Origin of the sequence: Thiothrix sp. UBA5583, from assembly GCA_002425225.1 — a bacterium.
In the GTDB taxonomy this organism is placed as follows: domain Bacteria; phylum Pseudomonadota; class Gammaproteobacteria; order Thiotrichales; family Thiotrichaceae; genus Thiothrix; species Thiothrix moscowensis.
In genome coordinates, this window is the sequence record DILV01000028.1 from 21,414 (window position 1) to 32,252 (window position 10,839).

A 10,839-nucleotide genomic window follows, 5' to 3' on the forward strand; every position below is an offset into this window, starting at 1 on the left:
TCGCAATAATAATAACAAGTTGGAGGGATGCGTGGAGCAGGCGACAGGTGGGGAAATCAAGGTCAGCGTTATCATGCCAGCCTTTAACCATGCCCGCTGGGTGCGTTCGGCCATCGAATCCGTGCTGGCACAGTCGCTGACTGCACTGGAGCTGATCGTGATTGATGATGCTTCCACGGATGCTAGCTGGGAAACCATCCAGGCGGTACGTACCGACCATGCCGATACCCGGCTGCAATGCCTGCGCCATGCCAGCAACCAGGGTGCGCCTGCCACCATTAATGAGGGTTTGCGCCATGCACAAGGCGAATACCTTGCCATTATCAATTCCGATGACATCTGGGAACCCAATCGGCTCGAACGCTTGCTGCATGTTGCCGAAACCACCCGGCAGGATTTTTTGTGCAGTGATGTATTTTTGCTGGATGCCGACTCCTTACCATGTGAAACCACAGAACATCACTGGGTAGCCTGGTTTGAAAACCTGAAACAGGATTACGCCAGCCATGCCGATGTGCTGGCAACTTTGCTGCGCGGCAATTTCCTGATTACCACCTCCAATTTCCTGTTTCACCGGCGGGTGTATGCACGGGTAGGGGAGTTTGCCGACCTGCGTTATGTGCATGATTACGACTATGCCTTGCGGGTACTGGTCGCCGGGTTCGGGATGCGTTTCCTGTCGGGGGAAAAACTGCTGGGCTATCGTTTGCACGGTTCCAATACCATCCGTGAGCAACCATTGGCAGCGATTGAGGAAAATACCCGCTTGTTGCTGGGCTGGTTGCCTTGCCTGCATGAGTGGCTGGATGAACAGCGTTTGCAGGGTCTACAGTTCCAGTTGCAAAGCCTGTACCGCTATACCGGGGAAGAGTGGCAAACCACTATCCATAACCGGCTGGTTGCCAAGGAACAGGAATTGTTCCCGCTGATTGCAGACCGTGACCGCTGGATTGCCGAGCGCGACCATAGTATTACCGGTTTGCAGCAACATTTACAGCAGCAACAGGGTTGGTTGGTTGAGCGTGACCAGTGGATCAGCGAACGTGACACGATCATCCGGCAGCAGGCACTGGCCTTGCAGGAACATGCCCACTGGGTGGCTGAACGTGACCTGTGGGTAGCACAGCGTGATGGCTGGATTGCCGAGCGTGACCAATGGATAGCTGAACGTGATGCCCTGATCCGGCAATTACAGCAACAACAACAACAACTACGCAACAGCCGTGCTTTCCGTTTGGGGGAAAGCCTGCTTGCACCGCTGCGCTATGTGCAGCAGCTTCTCAGGGGGAATGTGTTATGCCTGAAAAACTGATCCTGCGGGATTGGCAGAAAATCCGTACATGGCTGGAGCCGCGCATTCAGGCGGGGGAAATCCGGCTGATTTCACTGGATATTTTCGATACCTTGCTGGCGCGTTGTGTGGAGCCGCCGGAAATTGTCCAGCACGCGGTTTGTCGTGCTGTCGGTAAAAAAGTGGGTATTGCCCCCAGTCTGGTCTGGCAGGCTCGCCAGCAAGCGGAACAGACATTGCGGGTGGAAGCGGTGGCAGCCGGGTTTGACCATGAATGCCGTTACATCGACCTGTTGCCGCGCTGGATGGAAAATCTGTTCCAAGAGCAGGATCAGGCTCTGGGGCATTTCATGTGCCAGACCGAATTATCGCTGGAAGACGCCAGCTTGCACGTCAAGCCGGATGCACGGGTATTCATGGACTGGGTACGTGAGCAGGGCGTGAAAATGGTGGCAGTGTCTGACATGTACCTCAACCGTGACTTGCTGAGTGAGCTGTTGGGGCGCAAGGGGCTGCTGCATTACTTTGAGCATGTGTATGTCTCTGCCGATTATCAGGAAGGCAAATACAGTGGGCGCTTGTACCGCCGTATGTTGCAGCGCCAGTTGGTGACAGCAGGGCAGGTGGTGCATATCGGTGACAACCCGGTATCTGACCGGCGCATGGCCTGCAAGGAAGGTATCCAGGGGGTGTGGCTGTACGAGAAAAAGGAACTGCGCCGCCGTGAACGGTTGGCCTTGTCTGCCCGCATGTCACAGCGTGGCAGTATCTGGGTGGGGCGGCACTTTTTCGAGACCGTGCAAACCCGTATCCATCAGGATGACAGCCTGAACCCGCGCAATTTCTTCTTCCGTTATGGGCGTGATGTGCTGGGGCCTGCTTTCAGCGTATTCATGCAAGGTTTGCAGGAGCGTTTGCAGCGTCAGCAGCAACAGGGGCAGTCAGTGGAAAAGCTGCTGTTTGTGGCACGCGATGGCTTCCTGTTCGAGCGCATGTACCGCGATCTGGAAGAGCAGTTACCAGCAGAATACGTTTACCTGTCTCGCAAGGTGATTACTGCGGCATCAGTGGCGGATGGCTTGAGCCATGAGCAAGCCGTCGTTGCTTTCTATAACCCCAAACAACAGGGGCTGGAGTCAGTCTGCAAGGTCTACGGCTTGCCGGAAGCCGAGTTGCAACCGCTGGCGAAGGATCACGGTTTCGCCGATTTCACCGCGCCGATTCACAACTGGCAGGATACCCGTCTGCACAATTTTCTGCGTGACCACAAGGTACAGGCCATTGTCCGCCGGGTAGGCGGCAAGCATCGTGACTTGTTGCAACGCTATCTGCAACAGATCGGTTTCTTTGCCCACAAGCGAGTGGCATTGGTGGATATTGGCTGGAATGGCACAGTGCAGAAATTCCTCAAACAAGCCTTTGGCAAGCGGGCAGATTTTCCGGTGCTGCATGGCTATTACTTTGCCTTTGTCCCCAAGCTGTATGCCGATTTCGGTGACAACAATGTGTGTGAAGGCATTGTGCATGATTCACGGCGGGGCAATGCCTGTGAGCGCATTCCGGCAGAGTTTGAGGAAATTTTCGAGCAAGGGGCGCGTTCCTATGAGGCGACCACGATCGGCTACCGTGATTGTGAAGGCCGTATTGAACCCGTGCTGAAACCGGACAGTGCCCCAGACCGGCTGGCAGAATTGCGTTGCAATGCCTCTGTGGCGCGGATGCAGGAAGGTATCCTCTGCCACTGGCAGCATTATCAGGCAGTGCAACGCTTGACCGGTTACAGCAGCCAGCAGTTATTGCCCTATGTGCATGGCGTGCTGGAACGGGCGGTGGTGTATCCCACCCGTGAAGAAACCCGTGAGCTGACCCGGCTGGTGCATACCGAAGATTTCGGGCATGACCATGTGCTGGAGCTGGGCAAGCGGGCGCTGGGGCTGGGAGATTTGCTGCGCCCACGCAAGGTGTTGCAACACATGCGGGTAGCCGCATGGCGCTATGCCTTGCTGGACAAGATTCCGACCGGCTTGCCGAATTTCGCTTGCCGCATGATGTATTTACATACTGTGGAAAAATAAGGGGCAGGCAAGAATGGTCTTACATCCGGCAAAACTGTTTGTTTACGCGCTGGCGTTCCGCTTCTCTTCGGGGCGCGGGCGCTGTTTCAGCCCCGGTTTCAAGGCGTTGTCAGGCTGGTATGCCAGCCGTGTGCAGCAATGGCTGTTTGACCGCGCTGCTGCCAAATGGTGGCGGGCTTATCTGGAAAGGGATTGAACATGAGCGCAGTTCCCGTCCAGATTTTACTGTCTACCTGGAATGGGGAACACTGGCTGCCTGAATTGCTGGATTCGCTCGTCAAGCAGTCTTGTCAGGATTGGCAACTGCTGGTGAGGGATGACGGTTCTACCGACCAAACCTTGCGCATTCTGGTGGAATGGGAAATGCAGCACCCCGGCAAGCTGGCACAGTTACTGACAGATGGTACACGGCTGGGCAGCAAGCACAGTTTTAGCCGTCTGGTGGAAACCAGCACTGCACCGTATCTGCTGTTCTGTGATCAGGATGATGTCTGGTTCCCGGAAAAAGTGGAGCTGCAATATCAGGCGTTGCGGCGACTGGAAGGGGAATACGGGGCGGAAACTGCCTTGCTGGTGCATTCCGATCTGGCGGTGGTAGATCAGCAGCGCAACCTGTTGTCGGCTTCCTTGTGGGAACTCCGGGGTTTTGATGTGGAACAGCGCAAGCAGGCATACCTGTTGACCAATGTGGTGAGCGGCTGCGCTACCGCTTTCAACCGAGTCGCAGCACAACAGGCATTTCCCTTGCCACAGGATGCTATCGAACACGACCGCTGGCTGGCACTGGTGTGTGCCTGGTTTGGGCATATCCATACCTTGCCGCATCCCCTGTTGCTGTATCGGCAACATGCGGGCAATCAGATTGGGGCGGCAGCGGCGTATTCCCTGCGTTCGCTGGAGGGGCGTATCCAGGCATGGAGCAGGCAGGCTGAAGTTTTTCTGCACCGTTTCGGCGATGAGCTGAACGCTGAAGATTACCGGCTGGTGGCTGCATTGGCAGAATTACGGCACTTGCAGGGCTGGGCACGGCGTCAGCATATCCTGCGCCATCGCCTGTTCAAACAGGGTTTGTTAGGCAATTTGGCGTTGTTGCTGTTTGCCTGAATATTCACGGGGTTTGTATGCTGAAGAATAAAATCAACCGCACGGACGTGGCGGTCATTGTCCTGACCCTCAATGCAGGCAAGCTGTGGGTGGAATGGATTCAGGCCATCCAGCAGCAGACAGTGCTGGCCGGACGTTATCTGGTGATTGATTCCACTTCGGAAGACCACACGGCAGAACTCGCCAGTGCAGCGGGGCTAGATGTGTTGCGTATCAACCCGACAGAATTCAACCACGGTGGAACCCGCCAACTGGCAGCCGAGTTGTGCCCCGATGCCGACTTGCTGGTTTACCTGACCCAGGATGCCATCCTCAAACAGACCGATTCTCTGGAACGCATTCTCCGTTGGTTTGATGCTGACCCGCAGGTCGGGCTGGCTTACGGGAGGCACTTGCCAAGGGCTGAGGCCGATTTACTGGAATGTCATGCCCGCAGCTTTACTTACCCGGCGGAAAGTTCCATCCGTGACCGGCACAGTTTCCGGCAGATGGGTTATCGTGCTGCGTTTTCTTCTGATGTTTATGCGGTCTACCGGGCGCGGGCATTACGCAGCATTGGTGGTTTCCCACACAATATCATCGTCAGTGAAGATAGTTATGTGGCTGCCCGGTTGTTACTGGCAGGCTGGAAAACCGTTTATGCGGCTGATAGCACCGTGGAGCATTCCCACCATTATTCCTTGCGGCAAATCTTCCGGCGCTATTTCGATGTGGGTGTGTTTCATACCACGGAACAGGCACTGATGCAGACAGTGGGAGCGCCAGATCAGGAAGCAGGGACGTATGTCCGTTCCCTGATCGCTTATTTGGGGGCAAGGCGCAAGCGTCTGTTGCCACTGGCTGCCTTACAGACATTCATCAAACTGATCGGCTTTCGACTGGGTAGGCATTATCAACGCTTGCCACATGGGGCGTGCCGCCTGATCAGTGTGCAAAAGTCATACTGGCAACAGCCCATGTTTACGCCAAGCAGTCGTTGGCGCAGTTTTTCATCTGTTTCGCTGGCAGTGGCAGGCATATTGCCGGTTTTCTCGCCTTCTGCCGAAGTTGGCACGGATTTTGACAACTTGAAAGAAAATTTATTACAGGATGTTGACAGTAAAGAGTTAGAATATTAGAATAATCTCATATTGTTTGACACCGGACTAACACTCCTCCATCCTCCTTTGGTGGTAATTGCGCGACTCTTTAAGGGTCGCGTTTTTTTTGCCCACCATCCGGTATTCAGGTTTTTTCATGCGTCTGGCAAGAGTTATTGCCTTCCCTTGGTGGAAGGCATTTTTTTCTGCGCACCAGACGGAAAGACTTGAGAAAACGCGGTGTTTCCCCTAGAATCCCGCGTTTCTTTGTTCCCCCATCTTTCTCAAGACGGGGTGGATCGACAAAACAGACTATAGAAGTGGATTGAGCAAGATGAAAACATTCAGTGCAAAGCCAGCCGAGGTAAAACGCGACTGGTACGTCGTGGACGCTGAAGGCAAGGCGCTTGGCCGTCTGGCCACCGAAGTTGCCCGGCGTTTGCGTGGCAAGCACAAGCCGGAATACACCCCGCACGTTGATACGGGCGACTACATCGTCATCGTCAATGCTGACAAGGTTGCAGTTACCGGCAACAAGGCAAAAGACAAGACTTACTACCATCACACCGGCTACATCGGCAACATGCGTGCTTTCACGTTTGAAAAGATGCAGCAACGCGCCCCAGGCCGTGTCATCGAGATCGCAGTCAAGGGCATGTTGCCAAAAAATCCACTGGGTCGCGCCATGTTCCGCAAACTGAAAGTTTACGCAGGCGCAGAACACAACCACCACGCACAGCAGCCGCAGGCGCTGGAACTCTGATTGGGCAGGAACCAACATGGCTGAAACACAATACTACGGCACTGGTCGTCGCAAATCCTCATCTGCCCGCGTTTTCCTGCGTGCAGGTAGTGGCAATATCACGGTTAACGGCAAAGCACTGAACGAGTTCTTCGGTCGCGAAACCGGCAGCATGATCGTTCGCCAACCACTGAACACTGTTGACATGACTGAAAAGTTTGATGTGAATGTCACGGTAACAGGCGGTGGCATTACTGGTCAGGCTGGTGCTATCCGTTTGGGTATCGCCCGCGCATTGCTGCAATATGACGAGGGTCTGCGCGGCTCCCTGAAGTCTGAAGGCTTCCTGACCCGTGACGCCCGCGAAGTTGAACGTAAGAAAGTCGGTTTGCACAAAGCACGTCGCGCTACACAGTTCTCCAAGCGTTAATTTTCGCCCGAACTGTCTGCAAAAAGCCGCCCTGGTTTGCCGGGCGGCTTTTTGCGTTATACTCACTGCCAGGTAGTACCGCTATTCCAGTGGTTGTACGTTTGTTGGGAGTAGTGTGGTTATGGAAAATCTTTTTTTGGCTTCTCAGGTTCACTCTGTGGTCGATGTGGCTGGCATTGATGCAGATACCCGAAATGCGGCAGCGATGTTCCTTGGCAGGATTAGTCAGATGTTTCCGGTGGCGGCGGCATTCCTGTTTGGCAGTCGTGCGCGGCATACTCACCGGCTTGACAGTGACGCAGATATTGCTGTTGTGTTATCTGGTCAACGTGGCAAGCGGGTGGATGCAACCGTGGAGATGGCCGGAGTTGCTTTTGATGTGATGCTGGATACAGGGGTTCTGGTGCAGGCTTTACCACTCTGGGAAAGTGAACTGGAGCATCCTGAGATGTTCAGTAATCCAGAGCTGCTGGCTAATATTCGTCGTGAAGGCATTCCTCTCATGGGTCTGGCTGCATGACCTTTGATAATTATATGCAGAAGGCTGAGCGGGCGCTTTCGTCTGCAAACTTGCTGTTGACCAGTGGGGATGTGGAGGGGGCATGTAACCGTGCTTATTACGCCATGTATGATGCAGCTCACGCAGCCTTGCTGGCATCAGGTATTGATGTTTCGGGCAGTATTACAAAGACCCACCGTGGGTTGATTGGTGCATTCGGGTTGCACATTGTGCAAGGTGGTTATCTGCCCCGAGAGTTTGGTCGATTGCTTAATGAAGTTGAGCAGGTAAGGTTGTTGGCTGATTATACTGGGGAAGAGGTGAGTATTGATCGTGCAGTTTGGGTAGTTGAGCAGGCAACAGGATTTGTTGGCACAATTCGCCAAACGTTTGCACAGTGACTGACAATCTGCTTTCTGCAATACACCCGCTGCCCAGCATTTTGTCCGGTACAGTAATCCATTGAATTGCCTAATAGTTTGCCGTTCATCACTTTTTCATCATTCCGTCACTCAATCCATGTGGCATTTCCGCAACATCTGAGCTAAACTTTGTAGCGTATTTGCAAAAAAGCTGTTGCAAGACGCTGGCAAGGGATGTATAAATACATCCGTCAGATTGAACAAATCGAATTTCAACTTTAATGACAGGACAACCCTTAAATAGGAGTCGACTCATGAAAAAATTGCTCGTAATCGCAGTTGCTGCTGGCCTGATTGCCCCTGCTGCTGCTATGGCCGATACTACTCTGTACGGCAAACTGCACGCTTCCGTAGGTTCCGTTAAAAATGACAACGGTGCTGGTGTAACTAGTACTGAGACTGGCGTAGAAAGCCATTCTTCCCGTTTTGGCATTAAGGGTTCTACTGCTCTGGACAACGGTATGTCAGCCACTTACGGCTTGGAGTACGGCGTTGATCTGGATGGTGACAACGGTGGCTCTGCTATTGCTGGTGGTAACGTGGGTACTGCTGCAAGCAACCCTGGTTTAAGCTCTCGTAACCAGTTTGTTGGTTTGAAAGGTGGTTTTGGTGAAGTTCGTGTTGGTAAGCACGATACTCCAGCCAAGCTGGCTACTGCTGGTCAAGACATCTTCGCTGACAGCTATGCTGACATGGCAAACATCATTACTTCTGATGCCGACCGCGTAAACAACGCAGTTGCTTACATCAACAAGTTTGGCCCTGTAGGTGTTGCTGTTGCTCACTCAACTGGTATTACTGCGGGTGACATCGACGTTGCAGCGGGTGTTAATGCTGGTACTGTATCAGCAGCAGGTGTTGCTCAAGCCGGTGCAGCAGTTGTTTCTAAAGAAGCTAACACTGCAATGGTTAACTACAGCAATGGTCCTTGGTATGCTGGTTTGGGTCACACTGCTGTTTCCAAAACTGCTAAGAAAACCAACTTGGGCTTGGGCTGGAAAGCAGAAGCAGGTCATCAAGCTAACTTGGTTTATGAAAAAGTTGACTTTGCCAATACCCAAAATGACGGCACTAATGTGCTGTTGAATGGTGCTTACAAAATGGGCAACGTTACTTTGAAAGGTCAGGTTGGCGAAGCCAAGATTAAAAACGCAGGCAAAGAAAAGCTGACTTCTGTTGCGGCTGACTACAGCTTGGGCAAAAAGACATCTGTCTACTTGTTGCACTCTATCAACAAGAACCCAACAGCCGTTTTGAACGGTCAAGCTAAAAACACTGCTACTGCGGTTGGTTTGGTTACTGAATTCTAATCCTTCGGGTTTGGTTTACAGTTAAAGAAAAGGCTCCTTCGGGAGCCTTTTCTCGTTGTGGTATATGTTGAGTATTATAGCTAAGATAGCTACAATGCAACTGTTAATTATCTCATCGGCAGGGTATCGCTGTGAAAATGTTGGCTTCGCGTGAAGTACAAAACAGTTTTGGTCAAGTGGCAAACATGGTGTTGCGCGGGGAGGATGTGGTTGTTACCCAATATGGTCGACCTACGCTGGCTATCGTTCCCTATGACGTCTGGAAAGAAGCGATGCATCTGTATAAGGTTGCACAAATGAAGCAATACATGGATGCGCTCAAAACCAATCCAGAAGCGGAAAAATTGACACTTGATGACATCAATAAGCTCGTCCATGAACTTCGTCCGTAAGTTTGTTGTTTTCGATACCAGCACTATGATAGGGGTGTTCCTGAAGCCGCATCAGCTTCCCTATCAGGTCTTTTTCCACGCCGCTGAACATTACAAGCTGCTTGCATCCACAGAAACTGTGTCCTTATCAAGGCATTAGGGTTCTGACCGTCAGGCAGTATGCAGAAGAAAATGGGTTAGTCCTGCCCGGTAATGAGAGGTAATCCCGTTGAAACCTTCCCGCCAATGCCAACCTTGCACCGCTTGTTGCGATGGTTGGGTGCAAATGAATATCCGTGGTGCAGATGTGTACCCCGGTTGCCCTTGCCCGCATAGTACCGGTAAAGGTTGCAATGACTACGCTAACCGCCCGCTTGACCCCTGCGACAATTTCAACTGCGGCTGGATCATCCCCAACAGCCCCTTGCCGGACTGGATGAAACCAAACGAAGCCAAGGTGATGGTGCTGTTCAACAAGCTCCAGTGGCGCGGTCTGCCCGTTGATGTGGCTGTGCCGGTTGGCAAGCGGATTCCGCCCCGCGCCCTTAACTGGCTGAAACAGTTTGCCGAGCAGCAGGGCAGGCCGTTGTTGTACACAGAGCAGATGCTGGTCAATGGTAAATTGCAGCGGGAGCAGCAAACCATTGCTTACGGCCCGCCGGAATTCCAGCAGGAAGTTTCTGCCAAAATTGCCCAGAGCCGCAGGTTGTGGCGATAAGCCCGAAAACTTGACAGTTGCTTGTCAGTAATACACCAATGATTTAGCATAGGCTGTGGCATAGGCTTTGAGGGAATTTGTATGTTGGCAGAGCGTCATGTTCGTTTGTTTCGTAATGGGCGTAATCAGGCTATCCGTATTCCACGTGAATACGAGTTGCCAGGGAATGAAGTCATTATTCGTCGGGAAGGTAATTGTTTGGTGATTGAGCCGTTACAGCGCCTTTCCTTGCTGGCATTTTTAGCTGCTAGTTCACCGGCATCAGAAGATTTTCCACGTTTTGATGATCAGTTACCGATCGACGATGTGGTGTTTTGAGTATGACCAATTATCGTTACTTGCTGGACACCAATATCATTTCCAGTTTGTACCGTCAGCCACACGGTTCGGTATACCAGTATTTGCAGCAAGTAGGGGAAAGCGCCGTTTGTACGAGTATTGTGGTGGCTGCCGAATTGCGTTTCGGAGCTCAGAAAAAGAACTCGGCAAATTTAACGATGTGGGTAGAGCAAATTCTTGCCAGTCTCGATGTGTTGCCGCTGGATGCACCTGCTGACCATGCCTATGCAGAAGTACGTACCTGTCTTGAGCGTACAGGGCAGATGATTGGTGCTAATGACTTGTTGATTGCTGCTCATGCGCTGAGTCTTGGTTTGGTTATTGTGACGGATAACACGGGTGAGTTTGAGCGTGTGCCCGGTCTGTCTGTTGAAAACTGGTTGGCCTAATAATTCCCGTCTAATCCACTGGTTTTTTTCAATGCTGCACCGCGCTACACTACGCATCTTTGCAAAACCG

At 52.4% G+C, this 10,839-nt stretch carries 14 protein-coding genes; all 14 read left to right on the forward strand.

The genetic code is table 11. The annotated features are described in order from the left end of the window. Positions 1-31: 31 nt before the first annotated feature. The 14 genes from B2U47_RS11225 to B2U47_RS11290 all read left to right on the forward strand — a co-directional run bounded on the left by B2U47_RS11225 (position 32) and on the right by B2U47_RS11290 (position 10,769). Positions 32-1,312, forward strand: a complete 1,281-nt coding sequence (locus B2U47_RS11225) for a glycosyltransferase family 2 protein (RefSeq protein WP_296675888.1) — start codon at positions 32-34, stop codon at positions 1,310-1,312. Beyond that, complete coding sequence (locus tag B2U47_RS11230) at positions 1,297-3,366, forward strand: HAD family hydrolase (protein ID WP_296675891.1); 2,070 nt, start codon at positions 1,297-1,299, stop codon at positions 3,364-3,366. The genes B2U47_RS11225 and B2U47_RS11230 overlap by 16 nt, the downstream gene beginning before the upstream one ends. Positions 3,367-3,379: 13 nt before the next feature. Further along, positions 3,380-3,562 carry a hypothetical protein gene (locus B2U47_RS11235; RefSeq protein WP_296675893.1) on the forward strand — a complete coding sequence of 61 codons (183 nt, stop codon included), beginning with the start codon at positions 3,380-3,382 and terminating at the stop codon, positions 3,560-3,562. Between the two features lie 2 nt (positions 3,563-3,564). Next, complete coding sequence (locus B2U47_RS11240) at positions 3,565-4,470, forward strand: glycosyltransferase family 2 protein (protein WP_296675896.1); 906 nt, start codon at positions 3,565-3,567, stop codon at positions 4,468-4,470. Between the two features lie 17 nt (positions 4,471-4,487). Beyond that, the gene (locus tag B2U47_RS11245) at positions 4,488-5,588 is read left to right on the forward strand and encodes a glycosyltransferase family 2 protein (RefSeq protein ID WP_296675899.1); all 1,101 of its coding nucleotides are present in this window, start codon (positions 4,488-4,490) and stop codon (positions 5,586-5,588) included. A gap of 295 nt (positions 5,589-5,883) precedes the next feature. Then, on the forward strand, positions 5,884-6,312 hold the full coding sequence (gene rplM / locus B2U47_RS11250; RefSeq protein ID WP_296675901.1) for a 50S ribosomal protein L13: 429 nt from the start codon (positions 5,884-5,886) through the stop codon (positions 6,310-6,312). A gap of 16 nt (positions 6,313-6,328) precedes the next feature. After that, on the forward strand, positions 6,329-6,721 hold the full coding sequence (rpsI, locus tag B2U47_RS11255; RefSeq protein WP_296675904.1) for a 30S ribosomal protein S9: 393 nt from the start codon (positions 6,329-6,331) through the stop codon (positions 6,719-6,721). 121 nt (positions 6,722-6,842) lie between these two features. Continuing rightward, positions 6,843-7,241 carry a nucleotidyltransferase domain-containing protein gene (locus B2U47_RS11260; protein ID WP_296675906.1) on the forward strand — a complete coding sequence of 133 codons (399 nt, stop codon included), beginning with the start codon at positions 6,843-6,845 and terminating at the stop codon, positions 7,239-7,241. Then, positions 7,238-7,621, forward strand: coding sequence for a HEPN domain-containing protein (locus B2U47_RS11265; RefSeq protein WP_296675908.1), 384 nt, complete (start codon positions 7,238-7,240; stop codon positions 7,619-7,621). The genes B2U47_RS11260 and B2U47_RS11265 overlap by 4 nt, the downstream gene beginning before the upstream one ends. 275 nt (positions 7,622-7,896) lie before the next feature. Then, positions 7,897-8,952 carry a porin gene (locus B2U47_RS11270; RefSeq protein WP_296675911.1) on the forward strand — a complete coding sequence of 352 codons (1,056 nt, stop codon included), beginning with the start codon at positions 7,897-7,899 and terminating at the stop codon, positions 8,950-8,952. A 137-nt stretch (positions 8,953-9,089) separates the two neighbouring features. Next, positions 9,090-9,344, forward strand: coding sequence for a type II toxin-antitoxin system prevent-host-death family antitoxin (locus B2U47_RS11275; protein ID WP_296675924.1), 255 nt, complete (start codon positions 9,090-9,092; stop codon positions 9,342-9,344). A 265-nt stretch (positions 9,345-9,609) separates the two neighbouring features. Beyond that, on the forward strand, positions 9,610-10,041 hold the full coding sequence (locus B2U47_RS11280) for a hypothetical protein (RefSeq protein ID WP_296675913.1): 432 nt from the start codon (positions 9,610-9,612) through the stop codon (positions 10,039-10,041). A gap of 81 nt (positions 10,042-10,122) precedes the next feature. Next, positions 10,123-10,359, forward strand: coding sequence for an antitoxin (locus tag B2U47_RS11285; protein ID WP_296675916.1), 237 nt, complete (start codon positions 10,123-10,125; stop codon positions 10,357-10,359). Between the two features lie 2 nt (positions 10,360-10,361). After that, positions 10,362-10,769 carry a type II toxin-antitoxin system VapC family toxin gene (locus B2U47_RS11290; RefSeq protein WP_296675918.1) on the forward strand — a complete coding sequence of 136 codons (408 nt, stop codon included), beginning with the start codon at positions 10,362-10,364 and terminating at the stop codon, positions 10,767-10,769. Positions 10,770-10,839 lie beyond the last annotated feature (70 nt).

Coding starts and splice junctions, on each gene's coding strand:
- B2U47_RS11290 (WP_296675918.1), top strand. CDS start 10,362: ATGACCAATTATCGTTACTTGCTGGACACCAATATCATTTCCAGTTTG.
- rplM (WP_296675901.1), top strand. CDS start 5,884: ATGAAAACATTCAGTGCAAAGCCAGCCGAGGTAAAACGCGACTGGTAC.
- B2U47_RS11235 (WP_296675893.1), top strand. CDS start 3,380: ATGGTCTTACATCCGGCAAAACTGTTTGTTTACGCGCTGGCGTTCCGC.
- B2U47_RS11240 (WP_296675896.1), top strand. CDS start 3,565: ATGAGCGCAGTTCCCGTCCAGATTTTACTGTCTACCTGGAATGGGGAA.
- B2U47_RS11265 (WP_296675908.1), top strand. CDS start 7,238: ATGACCTTTGATAATTATATGCAGAAGGCTGAGCGGGCGCTTTCGTCT.
- B2U47_RS11230 (WP_296675891.1), top strand. CDS start 1,297: ATGCCTGAAAAACTGATCCTGCGGGATTGGCAGAAAATCCGTACATGG.
- B2U47_RS11270 (WP_296675911.1), top strand. CDS start 7,897: ATGAAAAAATTGCTCGTAATCGCAGTTGCTGCTGGCCTGATTGCCCCT.
- B2U47_RS11245 (WP_296675899.1), top strand. CDS start 4,488: ATGCTGAAGAATAAAATCAACCGCACGGACGTGGCGGTCATTGTCCTG.
- rpsI (WP_296675904.1), top strand. CDS start 6,329: ATGGCTGAAACACAATACTACGGCACTGGTCGTCGCAAATCCTCATCT.
- B2U47_RS11260 (WP_296675906.1), top strand. CDS start 6,843: ATGGAAAATCTTTTTTTGGCTTCTCAGGTTCACTCTGTGGTCGATGTG.
- B2U47_RS11275 (WP_296675924.1), top strand. CDS start 9,090: ATGTTGGCTTCGCGTGAAGTACAAAACAGTTTTGGTCAAGTGGCAAAC.
- B2U47_RS11280 (WP_296675913.1), top strand. CDS start 9,610: ATGAATATCCGTGGTGCAGATGTGTACCCCGGTTGCCCTTGCCCGCAT.
- B2U47_RS11285 (WP_296675916.1), top strand. CDS start 10,123: ATGTTGGCAGAGCGTCATGTTCGTTTGTTTCGTAATGGGCGTAATCAG.